The 19,047-nt window shown below is 53.0% G+C and carries 14 protein-coding genes; 12 read left to right on the top strand and 2 right to left on the bottom strand.

The features are described from left to right. Window positions 1–403 (top strand): peptidoglycan DD-metalloendopeptidase family protein (locus CSQ88_RS19385; RefSeq protein ID WP_180273737.1); only part of this gene is annotated, 403 nt, incomplete at its 5' end. Between the two features lie 328 nt (window positions 404–731). Here CSQ88_RS19385 and CSQ88_RS19380 read toward each other — a convergent pair. Further along, window positions 732–1,700: a hypothetical protein gene (locus CSQ88_RS19380; RefSeq protein ID WP_143449527.1), complete on the bottom strand. Its 969-nt coding sequence runs from the start codon at window positions 1,698–1,700 to the stop codon at window positions 732–734. A 104-nt stretch (window positions 1,701–1,804) separates the two neighbouring features. Here CSQ88_RS19380 and CSQ88_RS19375 point away from each other — a divergent pair, with 104 nt between their 5' ends. After that, window positions 1,805–3,712 (top strand): UvrD-helicase domain-containing protein, encoded by a 1,908-nt coding sequence (locus CSQ88_RS19375; RefSeq protein ID WP_099399727.1) that lies wholly within the window; start codon window positions 1,805–1,807, stop codon window positions 3,710–3,712. A 151-nt stretch (window positions 3,713–3,863) separates the two neighbouring features. On the opposite strand, the gene CSQ88_RS19370 is transcribed toward CSQ88_RS19375, so the two are convergent. Beyond that, the gene (locus CSQ88_RS19370; protein ID WP_099399726.1) at window positions 3,864–4,634 is read right to left on the bottom strand and encodes an ABC transporter substrate-binding protein; all 771 of its coding nucleotides are present in this window, start codon (window positions 4,632–4,634) and stop codon (window positions 3,864–3,866) included. Between the two features lie 232 nt (window positions 4,635–4,866). On the opposite strand from CSQ88_RS19370, the gene CSQ88_RS19365 reads away from it, so the two are divergent. The 10 genes from CSQ88_RS19365 to CSQ88_RS19315 all read left to right on the top strand — a co-directional run bounded on the left by CSQ88_RS19365 (window position 4,867) and on the right by CSQ88_RS19315 (window position 18,904). After that, complete coding sequence (locus tag CSQ88_RS19365; RefSeq protein WP_099399725.1) at window positions 4,867–6,492, top strand: DUF2138 domain-containing protein; 1,626 nt, start codon at window positions 4,867–4,869, stop codon at window positions 6,490–6,492. Window positions 6,493–6,962: 470 nt separating this feature from the next. Further along, window positions 6,963–7,604, top strand: a complete 642-nt coding sequence (locus CSQ88_RS19360; protein ID WP_218963152.1) for a DUF1175 family protein — start codon at window positions 6,963–6,965, stop codon at window positions 7,602–7,604. An 11-nt stretch (window positions 7,605–7,615) separates the two neighbouring features. Then, window positions 7,616–12,061, top strand: a complete 4,446-nt coding sequence (locus CSQ88_RS19355; protein ID WP_180273736.1) for an alpha-2-macroglobulin — start codon at window positions 7,616–7,618, stop codon at window positions 12,059–12,061. A gap of 319 nt (window positions 12,062–12,380) precedes the next feature. Beyond that, entirely contained in the window at window positions 12,381–12,728 is a 348-nt protein-coding gene (locus CSQ88_RS19345) for a DUF2300 domain-containing protein (protein ID WP_180273735.1), read from the top strand. A 352-nt stretch (window positions 12,729–13,080) separates the two neighbouring features. After that, window positions 13,081–13,857: a YfaP family protein gene (locus tag CSQ88_RS19340; protein WP_099399720.1), complete on the top strand. Its 777-nt coding sequence runs from the start codon at window positions 13,081–13,083 to the stop codon at window positions 13,855–13,857. A gap of 151 nt (window positions 13,858–14,008) precedes the next feature. Next, window positions 14,009–14,569 (top strand): hypothetical protein, encoded by a 561-nt coding sequence (locus CSQ88_RS19335; protein ID WP_143449524.1) that lies wholly within the window; start codon window positions 14,009–14,011, stop codon window positions 14,567–14,569. Window positions 14,570–14,581: 12 nt separating this feature from the next. Next, complete coding sequence (locus CSQ88_RS19330) at window positions 14,582–15,337, top strand: hypothetical protein (RefSeq protein WP_099399718.1); 756 nt, start codon at window positions 14,582–14,584, stop codon at window positions 15,335–15,337. Continuing rightward, window positions 15,312–16,853 carry a YiiX/YebB-like N1pC/P60 family cysteine hydrolase gene (locus CSQ88_RS19325; protein WP_180273734.1) on the top strand — a complete coding sequence of 514 codons (1,542 nt, stop codon included), beginning with the start codon at window positions 15,312–15,314 and terminating at the stop codon, window positions 16,851–16,853. Before CSQ88_RS19330 ends, CSQ88_RS19325 begins: the two co-directional genes overlap by 26 nt. Before the next feature lie 65 nt (window positions 16,854–16,918). Continuing rightward, on the top strand, window positions 16,919–17,620 hold the full coding sequence (locus tag CSQ88_RS19320) for a glutathione S-transferase family protein (protein ID WP_099399716.1): 702 nt from the start codon (window positions 16,919–16,921) through the stop codon (window positions 17,618–17,620). A gap of 63 nt (window positions 17,621–17,683) precedes the next feature. Next, window positions 17,684–18,904: a DUF1615 domain-containing protein gene (locus tag CSQ88_RS19315; protein WP_257212683.1), complete on the top strand. Its 1,221-nt coding sequence runs from the start codon at window positions 17,684–17,686 to the stop codon at window positions 18,902–18,904. The last annotated feature ends 143 nt before the right edge of the window (window positions 18,905–19,047 follow it).

The following is a 19,047-nucleotide window of genomic DNA, read 5'->3' as shown; positions in this document are numbered from 1 at the left end:
GGCCAAACCCACTCCCCCGCCTGCAGCCCCACCCGCAAAGGCACCTGCCATAGAGCTGGCATGGCCCAATAAAGGCCCCGTTTTACAAGGCTTTAATGGCAAAACAAATAAGGGGATAAATATTGGCGGGGCAGCCGGAGCAGCGATTTACGCGGCCGCCAGCGGCAAGGTCATCTATGCTGCGCAGGCGCGTGGCTACGGCAAATTATTAATTATTAAACACAATAAAGACTACCTAACCGTTTACGCCCACAATCAGCAGATTCTGGTTAAAGATGGCGAGAGCGTTAAGCAGGGGCAAAATGTCGCCCAAATGGGCAACACCGACAGCGATAAGGTGATGCTGCATTTTGAACTGCGCTTTAAGGGCACAGCAATCAACCCCACTCCTTATCTGCCCTAGGGTCTGTTGACGTTTCATTCACAATTGCGCTGAGCCGGAAAACGGCCAGGCACAAGGCAGGAGGACGAAGGCAATAACTGCTTATTCCCGAGGAGCATAACGCCGTGAATGGCCGTTTTCCGGCCCAGCCCCACGCTTTGCGAGGAAAAGCCCTCGCACGCGGAGGGTTGGCTACATTTTTGGGGCTGCAAAGCGTTAAAAGACACTCATGGTACTCGTACCATGTCGCGTCTTTTGCCTTGTTCAGCCCCAAAACTGCAGCCAACGCAGCAGCGAATGAAACGTCAACAGACCCTAATCAGACAGCAGCCTTTCAGCTGCTGTTTACTTAAAACGAATAACCCAGCCCCAGTAAAATCACATCGGTATCTTTGTCATAAGAAGTTACCGTGCGGTTCCACGCCACACGGGCGCGCCAGTGATCACTGAACCGGTAGCTTGTTGCAAGGGTAATCAGGCCCGAAACTGTTTTTTTCTCTTCATCGGGGCGATGATTCCGGTAGCGTTTACCCAGGGAAAAATAAGGCCCCACCCCCAGCCCTACGCTGAATTTATCGTCAAAAAAACTGGGCTCATACCACGCCTGCAAGGCAACACCACTGCGGCGCAAACGATTTGTTTCACCCTCCTGGATAAACTCAGCCGAGGCTTTAACCCCCGGGGCAAAAGCATAGCGATACTCCAAAGCAGCCGCATCAGCCAGCTCTGAACCAAAGCTATTTTCAATGGTCTGACCTAAATAAAGCACCACCTCCTGCCTGCCCCTTGCGCCAGGCCAGCTGATATCGTCAAAAGCCATGGGTGAAAGCTGATACCCCATTCCCAGCATGATTGAATTGGTATCAATGCTGTGAGGTGTTTCAATATGATTAAAGCGCAGCTGATATTGCCAGTTACTTTCACCCTGCCAGGTTGCCTGTAAGCTAAGAATCCCCCCCCAGCCATGCTCGTTCAAATAACCACGGCTTACAGAGGTGCGCCGCGTGGTATCAAAATAACGATAGGGGCCAAGGCCTGCAGCCAGCGTTACATTGGGGTGCAGCGCCTTGGTTTTCCCCCACAGCTGAAAGGTATGCCCGTCACGATGATGATCAGCCACATGGCCTTCATTCAGCCAGGAAAAACTCACTGCCAGGTCTTCATTCAGATCATGCATATAAGACAACGTCCATGCATAGGATGTCTCGTCACGTTGAGTGTTATTCATCCCGCCGGCAAGAACCGACAAGTTGTCTGCCTGAGCCCATGGCGCACAGAGCGCCACAGAAGCAAGACTGCATTTAATCCAATTACGCATATCCATCCTGATTTATCATGCAGGGCAGTGTGAAAAACACTTGCGCCCGGCGAATACCATATTAAAATCCCGCGTATTTTACGCAGAACTTACAGAAGAACATCATGCACGAGTTGGAATGGGATAGTGAACATCAGGCCATTTTTAATTGGCTGGAACACCCTCACCCCCCCTGCGGACTCATTTGCGCCCGTGCAGGCACAGGTAAAACCACCACACTGGTTGCCGCTTATAAAAAACTGCACAGCCAAGGCCATAGCCCGCTGGTGCTTACTTTTTCCAATAGTGGGCGGGACACCTTTATCAAACGCTGCCGCAGCCATTTTCCAGAGTTGCCACCGCCGCAATCTTACACCTTTGATGGCTATGCCTTGCGGGTGTTTGCGCAGCACTCCGGCCGCTCCAGGCTCAGGCCAAGACGGCAGCGGCCCGATGTGCTGGCCAATTTAATTGACCTAGCCATGAATGAAGCCATCGACATTCTGAACGATAATCTGCTTGAGGATGAAGTGCGCATTCCTCGCGACAGCCAGTCTTTGGCCATGCTGCATCAGTTTATCGACGATGCCAAAGTAAGTCTGTCATTTAATGCCCCCCCTTTCGTGCTGTGGGGCGAGCTGGACGAGGAAGAAGATGAATTAGATGTGGACGATGCGCTGATGCGCCTTGGCCTTAACCGTCAGCGTTACCGCCTGTTTAAACGCTTTGAAAATGCCCGTGAGCGCTTAGAATTTCTGGCCCCCGGCGATGCCGCATTTGATTTATTGCGGGAGCCGGAAATGATTGCCAAAGATCTGAAGCAGCTGGGCATACGCTGGGTGCTGGTGGACGAATTTCACGACACCAAGCCGGTACACGAGCAAATTTTGCGCCATATGCAAGCCGCTGGCGTGCGCATGCTGGTGGTGGGGGATGATGCGCAGGATATTTATGAATGGCGCGGCCTGACCACATTTTCGGCATTTAAAGCATGGGAAGCGCAATCCATGCCCTTTGGTTTATCCCGCTCATTTCGTTTTGGCCGCCCCCTTGATCAGATTGCCTCCCGTCTGATTAAACCACTAGGCAGCCCGATTGAAGTGCGCTCCAAAGCCAGCCATTACACACGCCCCAAGCTGCGCAAAGTTGAGCAGGAAGCCGACACCAGCGCGCTTTTGGAAGATTGGCAGGCCACAGGCCGCAGCCTCAGCGAATGCGCCATCCTCGTGCGTGAAGCCGATGCCTCCAAGCCTATCGAAGACGCACTGTTTAAAGCGGGCATCAGCTATCGCATGGAAGGCAGCCGCCCCTATTTTTTGCGCCAGGCCGCCCTGCTTTGCCAGGCCATCTGCTACCTGGCCAGCAGCACACCCATCGTGCATGACAGCAGCGATGTTGACGCATTCCTAGCTCTGATCCAATCGCCGGCATGGGAAATCAGCGAAGAGCAAATCAGCAACTTTCAAAAAGAGCTGATCAGTACTGATCATGAAAACAAACCCCTTTACCGCCTGGACTGGCTGCCCGACGCCTACGCTATTTTAAAAGGACTGATCCCCGCGCCGATGGCGCATCTGGCCTTTGTCCGAATCAAAGAAGAAAAAGTGCCTTTAGCCCAGCGTCTTGAAGAGCTCACAGAGCAGCTTAATTTAAAGCCTCTCGTCGCCCTTACCGCCCCTACAGCCCGCGCGGCCAAAGCACGCCTGCAGCTATTCAAAACACTGATCGCCGAGCTGGGCAAGGCAGGCCCCGATGCCTTCAGTAAAGACGGGCTGAAACGCCGCCAGCGCTATCAGCAATTTAACAAGCAACGCGTAGTGGTCAGCAGCGTGCAGCAAGCCAAGGGCCGCGAATGGGCGCATGTGATTTTGCCTCAGCTGGGGGATTGGGTATTGAGAGAGAGTACAGATTCGGCCAATGAGCGCAGGCATTTTTATGTGGCCATCACCCGTGCGCGCGAATATTTAACGCTGCTGGCCAATGAGCAAAGCCTTGCACAAAGCCCATGGCTAGCAGAAACAGGAATTAAATAAGCGAAGACGCAAAGTGGCAATCAAGCCTGACTATAAACGGCGGCGTATTTAATATTTGCATGCAAATCAGTTAAATCTCTTCAAGCAAAGCCATTGAGTCCTGCGCCGGTATTTAACCGGCCCCAATGGCATCTGGTATTCAATTCATTGCTTAGCGAAATTGCGAAACCATTCTTTTAAATTCAGAAGATTCCCGCACTTTAGCCAGCGTGAGCCATATCTGCTGCGACAAACTGGTGTTATTTTGATAAAAATGATGAGACAACACCAGGTAGTAATTTTTTTCAATTAAAGGCGGCAAAACTCTTTCAATCTGCTTTGAAAAATCTGCATTTAAACTCAGCTCCATATCTCCTTCATTCGTATGCAAAGCGACGGCGGTCAGCCGGCCGGCTATTAACTTCTTAAAATTCACTTCTGCACTGCGTGATTGATCATCCACAGGCACACCCAGCTCTTTTAATTGGCTAATAATCGTGAATCCGGTTTGAGCGCCAATAACGCCCCCATTTAAATGACTGATTTTTTCACCATTCCATTTCACTGCACTGCCTTTTATTTTATAAAGGCTATAGCTGTCTGAATGCAGCCTTAGTGCAATATCAGGCTTATCTTCCAGCATAGGATACTGGCCCAGCGCCAGACGATCCGAGCTGAAACTCAGCTTAAATGCGCCATCCACATGATTGTTTTTTAATTCATGCAGGCAACGCACCCAAGGCAAGGGCAGCATTTTAAATTTTATATCTAATTTTTTAGCCACCTTGTCTAATAACATCAGATCAAGCCCGCGCCGGTCTTTCAAAATCCATGGGTAAGAGTCTTCCTCTTCGTGGCACAAAACCATAGTCAATACGAGTGGCTCTGCATAGCAAACGGGGGCCAGCATCCAAAACATGATCAGCATGATCAGCGGCTTCATTTCCATCCCCTTAGCAGCAGTGATCAGTCATCATAGGTGAGCCAGCCAGAGAACATCGAACTAAGCTTACTCTTGCCCGCCTCAAAGCGGTTTTCAGTACCATGCGTCGCCTATATCAGACCACAGGGTATTTTTTACAAAAAAATACTGACACACATATTTCACCTTATAATCATTATCCACCGCATAGCTTACAATAACCCAGCGCACACCGGACCTCTTCATCCCTACTATGAACAAAACCCACATAAAATGGCTCCTGGCGCTTGGTGGCATTTCTGCTGCAGCGGCTTTTTGGGTCTTTAAGCCTGGTAAAGAAATCCCACCCAAGCTGGACACACCGATTATTGCGCTGGCTGCCGGTCTGGCAGCGCCTGATGTCGTGCTGGCGACCCCTAATTTGGCGCAGCTGCCCGCCGCGTTGATGCAAGTGCCGCTGTTTAAAAAAGTACTCACTGAAGATGCAGTGGATTATTACGAGCATCACCCGGACAAACTTGGCCTAGAAGGCTCGCTCAGGCGGATTGCTTTTGAGCACGAGCTGAATCTGCAAGACCGTTTTATGAATGCGCTGCTTTCCGAGCCTGCCGAAATGGCGATGTGGAAAAGCGACGATGGCCGGCCTGGGCACTGGGTACTGCGAATCACAAAAAACAATTTTGCCAGCCTGCTGCAATGGGTGACTAAGGCTTCATTAAGCGACAATCAGCTCAGTGTGGATGGCAGCATAGGCAAGGTGCCGCTGTATAAATTGCAATATGGCAATGACGACGCCATCTGGTTTTTCAGCCAAAATAATAAGCTGGTCGTGCTTTCTGATAAAAGCTGGCTGGAAGGCAAACAGGCAGCCGCCTGGACTAAAATTTTAGGCGGCCTGCTGGATGACAAGGGCAATCCTTTACTCCAGCATTACGGCGTGCAAGCCGCCAGCAGCGGCCATGCTGTGGTCGCGAATATGAAGTACCTTTCATTTGGCTATCAAAGCCTCTTTGCCAATGTAAAAGCGCTGCGCATGGATGTCAGCAAGGAAAACGGCTGGTTCAGCCATATACTGCTTAACCAGCAGACCCGCTGGGATGGCATGGCGCTCTGGCAATCTGCACCCGATGGCGCAGCACTTTGCCTGTCTGCCCCTGTTGATTGGAAAACACTCAAGCCCGTCAGCAAAAAAGCCAATATCCCCTCCGAATGGCTGGCACAACTGGAGCCTGCCGCAGGCGTATGCTGGTATCCGGATTCATCCATCTACACCCCGCTGCTGCTGGCTCAAACCCGCGAACCCAAGCAATTTGCCAGACACGCCCCCAAGCTGTTTGACTGGCTGATCGGCGCAAGTGAAGCCAGCCTGCGTGACGAAGAAGCATCGCGTCTGCCGGTCAGAAAAAGCAAAAAAGATGATGGCCTGCTCTTGCAGCGCGCAGTGAGCGCTGACGATGGCAACCTGAGTAAAGACGCCAAAGATGCCGCACCTGATGTCGATAAGCTCACGCTGGGCCGCTATTTTGACGTCAGCATGGCGCAAAACGGATCATCCATTGTGTTCTCGCCAGATAGCAAACTCGTCAGCACCGCCATGGCCGTACAGCAAAAACGCTACGCCGCACTGGCAGACAGAATGGAAGGCCCAAAACAAGGCTATATCGCCCCGGAAGCGCTCTCCAAACTACTGACCACCGCCACGATGGCAACGCTGCCAGGCAAAGCACAGCCCCTGCTGCAAAACGCCGCTGTTACCTACCTGATCCCGCATATCACCGCGATAGGCGAGTTTTCCAACACTGGCCTGCAACTCAGCCCCAGCGCAGATCAGCGCAAAGATCAGCACTGGGAAAGACTGGAGTGGAAGAGCCCTAAGTGATTTATGGGGAAATGACAAACCCAAATCTTGAAACACGGAGGGCACAGAGAACACGGAGTTTCACGGAGAAAGGCGGAGCTGGAGTTATGCTGTTTTTTAGTAATTTGAGCGTTTTCCAACCCAGCATTCTGTAATTTCCCCTCTCGTTGCACGGGGCTTCAATTTCCCCCTTGAAGCACGCCGAAGCGAGGAACAAGCGGGGCGGGGTTTCGGCGAGGATGTTTGAGCGAGCGAAGCGAGTGAGTCCCGCAGCCGCCGCTGTCCTCAGCGAGGGATTTCGTGCTGGCCGGGGCGGCCTTCTTTTGGTTCTTTTCTTGGCCGTTCAAGAAAAGAACGCCCCCGCGGTGGCTACCGCTCCAAAATCAACGTACCGAAGGCACTGATCTTTTTGAATTTGTTTAGCGCCCTACGAATGACATGATGATGTGCCCAAGCACCAGATCACTCGCATACAAGGAAACCAAGCTTCTGTGTTTTTAAGTAAATATCTCTGCACCGGCCTTATTTTGCTCAGCACCGCCAGCCCTGCCGCTGACCCCGTGCTCAACCCGGCGCAAACGCAGGCTTTTCGGGGCTGGTTTGTGCGGATTGTGAATGAGCAACTTCGTCAGGGGCCAAACCCGCGCTGGCAGCACAGAGATTGCGCGGGGCTGGTGCGTTTTGCGGTGGCAGAAGCTTTGCAAAAGCACGACGCCGTATGGCTACAAAACAATGGCATCAGCCGAACTGGCCTACCGCCGGAAGTGGATTTAAGCCCGGCCAGCCGCGATGCCTTGCGGCACAACTGGAAGCAATCTGATGGCAAACGGGCCGCCTATGTGCCCGCCTTCGGGCTGGTGCAAAACAATGCCCGCCTGATAGGCAAAGATATTAATCAGGCAGAGGCGGGCGATTTACTTTTTTTTGACCAGGGCGACGATCAGCATGTGATGGTCTGGACTGGTCGTTATATTGCCTACCACACCGGGACGTCTCACCCAAAAGACTCGGGTTTAAGAGCCGTAAGAATCGATCAATTAATGCAATGGAAAGACACGCGATGGCAGCCACGCAACGACAACCCCAATTTTATCGGCATCTATCGCCTGGCTTTCTTGCCCTCTGCCTCTTAATCTGCAGCCTGTTGAGTGCCCCCGGCTTTGCTGCCGATTACGCCGTGCGCGGCAATACGTTTTATTTATTGTCTGATTCTGGCTTTGCCAGCACCGACGAAGCCACGGTGCGGCTGGAGGCGTCCACTTACGATGCGCAAAGCTATGGCGGTGTCGATATTCTGGTTTACCGTGTACCTAAACCGCTGGATTTTCTTAAGCAGCAAAAAGATCCGCACAAACTCGATTTAAAGGGTAACTATCAGGGAGAAGGCGCGGCCAATGCGCTGCGCTATCTGTGGGACCAATGGTATGCCCGCTCTCGTAAAGCATGGCAGCGGGTGTTTTCTGCTCCTGCCCGTGGAGCCGTCACCCAAGCCGCACCTGCGCTCAAAACTCCGCCCCCTACCACCACCCGCTATACCGCGGTGCGCCAGTATCAGCCGCTTAAAGGTTTTGAGCTGGTGAACGAATTTCGCTATCCGCTGCATCTGGCCAAACCAGAAGCCGCGAATAAAGCCGGACGCTTAGAAGGCAGCAGCAGCGAGCGCGGCGTAACGCCCGGTAATGTTCGCGTGCCTTTGGGCAAACTGGCACCTGGCTTATATATTATTGAAGGCTATCTGGGCAGCTACCGTGCAGCCACCCTGCTGTTTGTATCCGATACCGCGCTGATCACCAAGGTATCGAGCGAGCAAATGCTGGCATGGACGGCGCATAAGCAAAGCGGCGCAGCCGTAGCCGACAGCGAGCTGGTCTGGAGCGATGGCAATGGCACTTTAAAATCGGGTGATACCGATAAGGAAGGCATTACCGTCTTTAAAAAAACCGCACCCGAGCAAAGCTATGTTTACGGCACAGACAGCAAGGGCGGCGCGATGATTTCGGAGAATTTCTATTACCCGGCCGAGGTAAACAATAGCAAGCTGTATATCGTCACCGACCGCCCGCTTTACCGCCCCGGCGATGAAGTGAATGTGTCGCTGGTAGGCCGGCAATTTGAAAGCGCCCGCGAAAGCAGCCGGCTTAAAGCTGAAACCGTGCAACTGATGCTGCGCGATCCTGCGGGCACCGAGTTATCGCGCCAGGAAATCAAAATCAGCAGCGATGGCGCAATCAGCCGCTTTACCCTGCCCGATAATGCCGTGGCGGGCGGCTATGAGCTGAGGCTGGTTTATCAGAACACGCCCTATGCCGCGCCGTTTCGCGTATCTGAATACACCAAGCCGCATTACGATATCAGCATTGATTTAGACAAGGCCGCGCTTAAAACCGGCGAAGAAGTCAGCGGCAAAGTCAGCATGCGCTACCCCGATGGCCGTCCTGTGGCGGGTGCCAGTGTAGAGCTGGTGCTGCGCAGCCAGCGGGTATCCATGGTGAATGCCGAGGTGCAATATCAAGGCTTATTCCCCCTTAAGGTAAAACAAGACACACTCAAGCTGGATGCCAGCGGCAATGCCCGCTTTAGCCTGCCTGCCGCGACAGACCCCAGCCGCTATGTCTTGCGTGTGATTGGCAGCCAGTCTGGCGCTTACCCTGTGACGGCCAGCCGCGAAGTGCTGATCGACAGCGCCGCCAGCCACTACCGCATCGTGCCGGACAAGCAGTTTTCTGCACCCAATGAAACTGCCCGCTTTAAGCTGATCAGCGATTGGCCGGGGCAGAATAAACCCGCCAGCTGGAATGCCCAGCGTCTGGAAGATCGCAGCACACAGAGCGGCACGCTCCCTGGCAATGCCCAGCAGTTTGATATTCAGTTTAAGCAGGCCGGTAATTATCAGATTAATTTACTGGATGCTGCGGGCAAGCCACTTGGGCAAAGCAGCTTTATTGTCAGCGGCAAGGGGCTGAATGTGGCGCCTGGCTCGATCTCGCTGCTTTTTGATCGCGAAAACTATGCGGTGGGCGAAACCGCCGAAGGGGTACTGAGCTTCCCTGAAGATGTAAACGATGCCCTGCTCACCTTAGAGCTGGAAAACGTGCAGGAAAAAGCCACGCTGGCCCAAGGTGGCGATTGGCTCAAGCTGAATAAAATCAACGCCCGTCAGTGGAAAATCAGCCTGCCTATTGTTAAAGACTATCGCCCGAATATGACTTTCTCGGTGCTGTATATCAAGCACGGAAGCCATACCTTCCAGAACCGTGGCCTAGCGGTAATTCAGCCCAAAATCGACGTTGCCATTAAGAGCGATAAAAAAGAATACCAACCCGGCGAGATGGTAACGCTGGAGCTAAACAGCAGTGTGGCAGGCAAAGGCGCAGCAGCTCAGCTTAGCTTGGGTGTGGTCGATGAAATGATTTATCTGCTACAGCCTGAAATCACGCCGGATATTTATGACTTTTTCTACCACGCCCGCCGTAATGCGGTGCGCACCAGCGCCAGCTTAAATTTCTATGGCTACGATATGGCATGGTCGCCGCGCTCTGGGGGTGAGGACGAAATGCGCTATAGCTCGCGCTCGCAAAAAATGCTGGTTCGCCCGCGGCGCGACAATATGGATACCGCCTACTGGAACGGCGCGCTGAAAACCGACGCCAACGGCAAACTTAAAATCCAGTTCCGCATGCCAGACGCACTCAGCCGCTGGCGCATTACCGCAAGAGCCATTGATAACGACGGTGTGGTCGGGCAAAAAACCCACTTTATCAACTCGAATAAAGCGGCCTATGTGCAATGGGCCGCGGCCAAAACCTTCCGCGAGGGCGACACACCCAGCTTGCAAATCGCCGTGACTCAGCAGGCCGAAAAAGCCCAGTATCAATTAGTGACGCGCACAGGGAACAGCGTGCAAAAAGAGCAAACGCTTAACCTGACCAAGGGCACCAGTTATATTCCGCTGGAGACTGGCCCACTGCAAAATGGCCAGCTGATTGTTGAATTAAAACAAGGCGGCAAGCTGATCGACCGGCTGATTACCGATCTTAGTCTGCAAGCGGCGCAAGAAATGCACACGGTCAGCCAGAGCATTCAGCTTAAAGAGGGTAAGGCCGATATCAGCCTGCCTGCCGATGCGCAAGCCGTGCGCCTGCAGCTTTTAGATAGCGGCGACGCAGCATTTCGCAGCGTAATCGATGATTTAATCGACTACCCCTATGGCTGCGCAGAGCAAACCGCCAGCCGCCTGCTGCCCTTAAGCCTTGCTTACCAAAAGCTTAGCGACGCACCGGCGCCTATGCGTGCGGCCTTGCGCCAGCGCATCGAAAACGCACGTTTACGCTTACTGAAAATGAGCGGCAGCGGCGCGGTCTTTAGCTGGTGGGGCGACAGCACCGCAGGCGACCCGATGCTGACCAGCTACGCCCGCCTTGCCGAATCGCAAGCCAGCCGTGCGCTGGGTTTAAGCCCAAGGCTTGCCAACAGCAAAACCTTCCAAACGCTGTATGCCAATCAAGTGAAATCCATGCCCCCGCTGCATCAGGCGCTGACTTTATGGATGGCTGCCGACACGGGCGAGGCAATTCGCACCCAGCTTTCTGGCCTCGTTGATCAGTTGGCAAAAACCAGCCCTTCGGCCAATACCGCCAAGGCCAATATCATGAACGCGCCCGATTCGGCGCAGGGCCAGCAGGCCGCGCTGGTGCTGGTCAGCAAGCTTGCCAGCCAGCACAAGCTCGCACTACCGGACGCCATCAAAACATCGGCCAAGGCAGCAACGCTCAGCCTTAAAAAATCAAACGAGCCATGGTTGCAGGCACTGGCAGCATGGAGCAGCGGCGACGCAGCCGACACCGCGCAGCTGCTGGCCACACTCAGCCAGAACACACCCACACTGGAGCGCTCCCTCGCCCTGCTGTGGTTGCAGGACGAGTGGAAAACCGCCAAGGCCAGCCCCCTTGCGCCGCAGGGTGCATGGCGCAAAAACGCGGGCAGCAGCGGCGGTATTGAATGGCGTTTAAGTGGCAAAGCCACAGAAACATTGTCGGTTCAAGTCGCTAAAGCACCCGCCTTGCTCAATGCCACGCTGAAATACGACAGCGCCAGCAAAGCAGCAAGCGCCCTGCCGGTGAGTATTACGCGTCAGCTTTATGTATTAGAGCCTAAAGGAGAAGCAGGCTTTACCGCCAAGCCAGTGCCTTGGACCAGCAAGCTGGCGACCGACAAACTGTATATTGATGAAATTGTGCTGCAATCGAAAAAGACCTACCGCTACGGCCTGATTGAAGCGGCGCTGCCACCGGGCGCGATGGTTGAAGAGCAGCATTGGGGATTAAATATCGACAATCTGCCGGGCCAGGATAAATACGAAGATTTAGATGGCAATGAGCAAAACACCCTCGCCGTCCAGCCCATGCAGCAGCGCGCCTTAGGCTACGCCCAGCCTGTGGCTGTCCTAGATGGCAAAGTCGTGCAGCGGCAAATTATCCGCTTCACCCAGGCAGGCCGCTTTACCCTGCCTGCAGCACGCTACTTCAGAATGTATCAGCCAGACGAAGCCGCCATAGAAGAAGGAGCTGCTCGTGTTGTGGAGATACGCTAAGCAAAAGCTTTTTAGTGCCTTCGGCACGTTGATTTTGGAGCGGGAGCCCCCGCGGGGGCGTTCTTTTCTTGCTTCGCCAAGAAAAGAACCAAAAGAAGGCGACCCCACGAAGCACGAAACCCCTCACTGCGGACAATCGAGGCGGCGGCTCCGGGACTCGCTTCGCTCAAACATCCTCGCCGAAACCCCGCCCCGCTTGTTCCTCGCTTCGGCGTGCTTCAAGGGGACTCTAAAAAGCCCTATGCAAAGAGCGTGGTTATTGTACTTTTCACTGTTACCTAATAAAAAAACAATTTGCTTAGCGTACATGGGGATTTTCTTGTTCATCCTGCTGCTCACCAGCAACCACGCCACAGCCAGCACACCCTGCCAACCCTTACCAGAAATCCAGCAAAAGCTGGGGCAACTGGCGCGTGGATGGCATAGCACACTGGCGCTGGAAACCGGCTACGCACCACCATCGGGCTATACCGTGTGCCAGTTAAAAAGTGGCCTGCCCTTTGCGGATCACCGGCTAAAACACATTTATATCCGGGGGCTAGCCGGCGAGAACGATGAAATCACCCTCGCCCACGAATACCTGCACCTCGCATTCAGCCACCACCCGCGCGGCCACGACGAGGTGTTTATCGAAGCCATGGCAAGACGCCTGGTAGGAGTGCAGTGACTGGACTACACAACCCAAATCTTTAACCACGGAGGAAAAGGAGGACACGGAGTTACACAGAGAAAGGCAAAGTCTTGTCATCCTACTGCCCAAGTGCAGCGCACTATCTTGAAACAAAACTGCGTCATTCCCGTGTGTTTATGCCGGGAATCCAGAGGCATTGCTGGATCTCCGATAGATTCACCCAGGGATGAGGTGTTTATTGGGATTGGTTTTCTCCGTGAAACTCCGTGCTCTCTGTGCCCTCCGTGGTTCAAGGTGTGGGTTTAAAGATTTAGGTTTTGCTTGTATGCCTTAGCCCTGATGACAGACCATCATTTTCGCCCTAATACGCACTATCCGGACCAATACCATGAAGCCTTTAGCCCTGTTTCTCTTCCTTTTGAGCCCCTTTGCCGCTGCCGCCGGTTTGCAGATCGACGCCCCCGCTGGAGGCTGGCGCAATACAACGGGCAAGCCTGAGCGCTATACGCAAAACGTGCAGTATCCGGCCACACTGGTGAATACGCCTGAAAACCAGGGCAAGATGGCCCTGATTCGCGGGCATATTGGCAAAACGCCTAAGGCGCTTCCCAAGGGGGAAGACAATCCGCCTTATCGGTTGATCGTCAACGGCGTGCCCATGCCGCTGCGCGTTGATGCGGATGGCAGCTTCTCCCGCCCCTATTCTTTTGGCCGTGGTGCAAACAGCGTAGAAATTCAAAGCCCTGATGGTAAAGAGCGCGCTGCCACGCAATTTTACGACAGTAATAAAGACCGCCCGCAAACCAAATTGCGCGTGGTGCTGTCTTGGAATACCAATAGCACCGATCTGGATTTACACGTCATTAGCCCGGATGGCGAGCACACTTATTATGGCAATCGTGTCAGCAAAAATGGCGGTGCGCTGGATGTGGACGTCACTTCCGGCTACGGCCCGGAAATCTACGCCAACCCCAGCCCGCCCAAGGGCCGCTATCTGGTGTATGTGAACTACTACGGCGGCTACAGCGAAAAGCCCGCCATGACCATCGCCCAGCTTTCCATCATCAATAACGAAAACACCCTGCACGAGAAACAGCAGCTGTTTAATGTGCCTATGCGCAAAACAGGCGATTTAACGCTGGTGGGCAGTTTTGTTTATCCATAGCCATTAACTGATATCTGCCGGGTAAACCAATGACTGTCGCATGAACACGGCACATGCAGGCTAAGCCCCCTAACTTTAAATCGGACTGGCAAAAATGAAGCATCCGTTCAAATTCACAGCGATCTTAATGTGTATTTTATCCGGCCCGATAATGGCCAAAGACATTGAAATCTCTTGCGATCAGGATGATTCTCAAAACCCGCGCGTCTTAGCCCTGGCCCCAAGCGGAGCAAAAAGAATCAAGCCGCATACCCTGCAAGTTAACTGGCAGGCAGGAAAGCATTTATTTAAAGATACGCCTCCTTTTGATGAGCCGCTTTCCGGCCGGGCATGGCATTACTGCACTTACAATACACAAACCCGGCAGCACCTGATCTTGATAGAGGATGAGGGCATGTTTTCTGGTGAGCTGCTGAATGAGCACACAGGAAAAATCATTGCTGCAGGCAAGAGTGTGCGTGTTACGACTGATTTATCTTTATATTTTTCCATCCAGCAGCCCAGTGGTTTTGATGGGGAAGAGTGGCAAATTTTTAATGCAGAGGGAAAAGTGCTTTGGAAAGGTTTGTCCGTCGCTGAAAACAATCATTCCATTACGGCCGAATACATTGAGCCTCGCTGGAGCGATAACAATCAGCTTCAGGCCCGCCATCGTTACCTTAGAAAAAATCCAGAACAACTACCAATGGCGCCCTCAAATCAAATGCCCTAGGTCTTAAATTCAATGCAGTATCAAACCCATACAACGCTGGCCCGTTTTAAGCCTGCTTTATGCATCATCGCCATACTGGCACTGCTGATGCTCTGGCATGGCCCCATTGCTCAGCATGCGCATTACCATGATTTTGCGGATCAGCGCGCTGGCTTTGGCCTGCCAAATTTATCAGATGTGCTGTCTAATCTTGGCTTTGCCATCATTGGGATATGGGGATTAAAACTCAGCTGGCCTCAAAGGGGCATCAGCCGCGCAGGCTGGCTTTTAGGGTTTTTCAGCCTGATTCTTACCGCGCTGGGCTCAGCCTGGTATCACCTTGCCCCGGATGACACGCGGCTGATTTGGGATCGCTTACCGATTGCACTGGCTTGCGCAGGCTTTTTAGCGGCCCTTGCCAGCCAATTACACGGCCAGCTGAAAAGCCAGTGGTTTGCGATGCCGCTTGCCTTCTGGGCGGTGGGCTCTGTGGGCTACTGGGTATTCACACAGGATTTGCGCCCCTATTTATTGCTGCAGGCTTTGCCCTTGATTCTGCTGCCTTTGTGGCAATGGCAAATCAGCGGCAGGTGCCCTGCTTTCTGGCTGATGCTTTTTGCAAGCCTTTGCTATATTTTAGCCAAAATCACCGAGCTGCAAGATCAGGTTTTATTTAATGCGCTGCACCAGATTCTTTCCGGCCATACGCTTAAGCACCTTTTTGCCAGCCTTGCCTGCCTGTTTATTTTGCAATCGAGAAAATATGAAACCGCGCACTCTCCTGTCTGAATCTTTCATCCAACGCGCCACACGCTGGTTTCAGCCGCTGCTGGCCTCGATATTGCTGAGCCTGCCTGCCCATGCTGCCAGCAGCCTGCAGGATTTTCAAAGCCATATCAGCGAGCTGATCAGCATCCGCTCTGAGGCTTATCGCTTTGCCGAGCTGCACCAGATCATCAGCAGCAGCGACACGCCTAAATTAAACCGCCAGCAAAGCGAGCAATTGCGCAGCATTATTCAACGCTATCTGGCCGCACGCGCACTTTTAATGCCTGAGGTAGAGCGCGTGGCCCCCTGCTTCTCGCTTACCTCGCCAATCCGCCTGAATATTCAGAGGCCAAGTACCGCAGGCCTGCCCGAGCTTTGCAATACCGCACGCAGATGGGCGCCCTCGCTTAATCCCTATGATGAAGTGGGCAAAAACACCCTGCTGGATATCGAACGCGGGCTGGCGGCCGCGCTGGTGCTGATGGACAGCTACCAGATTGCCATTGAGCCCTATGCGCAGAATTCTGAAATCCGCTATTTACTGAATTACGATGTCAGAAACACCGTACAGATTGATCAGCTGATCCACCAATACCGCTCTGGCGATGTACATGCCCAATTGCGCCTTGCCAGTGATTTAGTTGACCAGTATTTTAAAATCCAGCGCGAAAGCGGCCTTACTCCCAACGCCACCGAGCAATATCTGTATACGCTCAGCCAAAGTACTATCTGGTATGTTAATCAACGCAAAACCGCCTGGATCAACCCGCTGCAAATTACCGGCTTTATGCTGGAAGACTTTAACCAGCAAAAAAAAGTGGCGATGAATACGCTCAGCTTTGGCTTAAGCCTTGGCTTTGGCCAGATGGTGGGGCTGGTACAAACCCGCAGCGGCAAGCTGCGCAGCCTGGATAAAGACGCCTTATCTCAGCTTGAAGCAGAAATGAAGCCGCTTGATATCCTGCTGGAGAAAACCCCTTTCCGCCTGACCGATAAAATGATTCCCGGCCATTACGGCCATATGGCGCTGTGGCTGGGCAGCGAGGCCGAGCTGAAAGAAATCGGCGCATGGGATCTGATCCCCGGCCAGTGGCAGGAGCAGGTGCGCCAGGGCAAGCGGATTGTTGAAGCGCTGCGTTCGGGCGTCACCCTGAGCACCCTTGATCACTTTATGAATATTGATGATCTGCTGGTGCTGCGCGATCAGCGCCACACCGATAAAGATTACCAGCGCGCGGCCGCGCTCACCGCAGTACAACAGCTGGGTAAAGAATACGATTTTAATTTTGATGTGATGACGCACGAGCGCATTGTGTGCTCTGAGCTGGCCTATGTGGTCTTCCCTGATCTGGATTGGCCTCTGGCCCAGACACTGGGCCGCTATACCATCAGCCCGGATAACGTTGCCCAGCTCTCCATTGGCGAAGCCCCAATCTTCAGCCCGGTGATTATGTTCCATGATGGCAAGCGTGAGCCGGATCAGTTGCAGGAAAAGCTTCTGGCGCTGATCAGCAAAGGGAAGCTGCAAACAGAGTGAAGTTGACAATTGTCATCAGAACACTGGCAAAATAGCTTTCCCATCTTTTGAATGGTGCTGACGTGATGATGACTCTTTACACCTTTGGCCCGGCTTTTGGCTTGCCCGACATGAGCCCCTTCGTAACAAAAACAGAGCTGCTGCTCAAAATGGCGGGCTGCGATTACCGCTGCCAGACCGGGGGCTATGCCAAAGCCCCAAAAGGAAAGATGCCCTATCTGCACACCGGCGATGCTGTTATTGATGATTCCACGCTGATTCGTTTTTACCTGGAACAAAGCCATCAGATTAACTTTGATGCGGCACTCAGCCCGGCCGAACGCGGTATTGCATGGGCATTTGAAAAAATGCTGGAAGAGCATCTTTACTATATTTCGCTCAGAGACCGCTGGGCCATTGATGCCAACTTTAATAAAGGCCCCAGGAAAATTTTCAAACGTATTCCGGCTTTGATCCGTGGCTTTGTGATCTGGAAAGTACGGCGAAAAATGAATACCAAATTACGCATTCAGGGCATTGCACTGCATAAAGAAGCCGATATTATTCAGCTGGCAAAAAAAGACCTGGATGCGCTGGCTGATTTTCTGGCCGATAAAACTTATTTAATGGGCGACACACTGTGTGCAGCCGATGCAACGGTTTATGCCTTTATGCGCAGCGCACTTTGCCCGCTTTTTGATTCTGCTACGCACGAATATGCGCTCAGCAAGCCCAATCTGATCGCTTACTGCGATCGCATCAGCAAAAAATTTTATCCAGAAGGCTAAAAATATTGGCGGGCGAAGGGCTTTTGTCCTAAGCTCGCCCTTTTGTATGAATTGGCCTCAACCGTGCTGCCCCGTAAACTCTCCCCCGTCTTGCTTTGCACCCTGCTTGCAGCTTGTGCCAGCGCGCCCATTGTGCCTGCGCCCGTCATCACCCCCGCACCAGTCAGCGAGCCGGTTGCCTCAGCGCCAATCACAACACCGCCCCCCGCGCCAGCTCCTGTGGCCCCACCCCCTGTGATTGTTGCCCCGCCTGTACCGGTGGTTAAACAGATCAGCACGCTTGAAGCCCAAACGCTGGTTGCCAAATTGCTCCCCGCTAAAATCAGCGAGCGTAATGGCTGGAAAAACGACTTAGTGGATGCATTTACCGCGCTGAAAATTCCTTATACCCCGGAATATTTCTGCGCCGTTATGGCGGTGATTGAGCAAGAATCCAGCTGGCAAGGCGATCCGACTGTGCCAGGGCTGGGTAAAATCGTCTGGAAGCAGGTTGAGGAAAAAGCAGGCAAGTACCACATCCCATTAATCGCCGTGCAAACCGCCCTGCTAAAAAGCTCACCCGATGGGCGCAGCTACAAAGAGCGCATCGATAAACTGCAAACCGAAGCGCAAATGAATGCCGTGTTTGAAGATCTGGCCAGCGACACAAAACGCCTGAATCTGCCTTTTAATATGAGCAATCCCATCCGCACGGGTGGCCCTATGCAAGTCAGTGTGGAATTTGCCGAAGGCCATGTGCGCGCATGGCCTTACCCCTATGCACGCCGCAGCAGCGTCAGAAACGAAGTATTTACCCGCAAGGGCGGCGTGTATTTTGGCACTGCCATTTTGCTGCAGTATCCGGCCCCTTACAGCAAAATGGTTTATCGCTTTGCCGATTTTAATGCCGGCCGCTATGCCAGCCGCAATGCAGCCTTTCAGGCCGCAGTGAATAAATTATCAGGGGATTCAATGGATCTGGATGGTGATTTACTGCGCTATGAAAGAGGCTATGCCATGAGCCAGAGCAGTGGCACAGAAAAAGCCCTGCAAAAGCTGGGCAGGCGCTTAAATCTGAGTAATGAAGAAATTCGCCGTGATCTTTTATTAGAGAAAGTCACAGGATTCAGCCAGACCGCACTATACCAGCGGGTATTTAACTTAGCAGGCAATCCAAGCCGTGAAGTCATGCCACAAATTGATTTGCATAGCCCTAAAATCACCAGAAAACTCACCACAGAATGGTTTGCCAGGCGCGTCGATGGCCGCTATCAAACTTGTCTGAGCCGTGCACCGGCGATTTAAGCGCATAAAAAAGCCAGCTGATTGAACTGCACCCCAAAAGTTGGACACCCGTCCATATTTTTGGGGTGTTTTTATGTCCAAGTACTCAACGCAATTCAAGCTCTCTGTCGTTCAGCAATATTTAACTGGCGAAGCAGGTATCA

Origin of the sequence: Iodobacter sp. BJB302 (genome assembly GCF_002735645.1) — a bacterium.
In the GTDB taxonomy this organism is placed as follows: Bacteria; Pseudomonadota; Gammaproteobacteria; order Burkholderiales; family Chitinibacteraceae; genus Iodobacter.
Note: the sequence above shows the minus strand (reverse complement) of the source record. Positions and strands in the feature narration are given on the sequence as shown.

Coding starts and splice junctions, on each gene's coding strand:
- CSQ88_RS19380 (WP_143449527.1), bottom strand. CDS start 1,700: ATGCGTAATTGGATTAAATGCAGTCTTGCTTCTGTGGCGCTCTGTGCG.
- CSQ88_RS19375 (WP_099399727.1), top strand. CDS start 1,805: ATGCACGAGTTGGAATGGGATAGTGAACATCAGGCCATTTTTAATTGG.
- CSQ88_RS19370 (WP_099399726.1), bottom strand. CDS start 4,634: ATGAAGCCGCTGATCATGCTGATCATGTTTTGGATGCTGGCCCCCGTT.
- CSQ88_RS19365 (WP_099399725.1), top strand. CDS start 4,867: ATGAACAAAACCCACATAAAATGGCTCCTGGCGCTTGGTGGCATTTCT.
- CSQ88_RS19340 (WP_099399720.1), top strand. CDS start 13,081: ATGAAGCCTTTAGCCCTGTTTCTCTTCCTTTTGAGCCCCTTTGCCGCT.
- CSQ88_RS19335 (WP_143449524.1), top strand. CDS start 14,009: ATGGCCAAAGACATTGAAATCTCTTGCGATCAGGATGATTCTCAAAAC.
- CSQ88_RS19330 (WP_099399718.1), top strand. CDS start 14,582: ATGCAGTATCAAACCCATACAACGCTGGCCCGTTTTAAGCCTGCTTTA.
- CSQ88_RS19325 (WP_180273734.1), top strand. CDS start 15,312: ATGAAACCGCGCACTCTCCTGTCTGAATCTTTCATCCAACGCGCCACA.
- CSQ88_RS19320 (WP_099399716.1), top strand. CDS start 16,919: ATGATGACTCTTTACACCTTTGGCCCGGCTTTTGGCTTGCCCGACATG.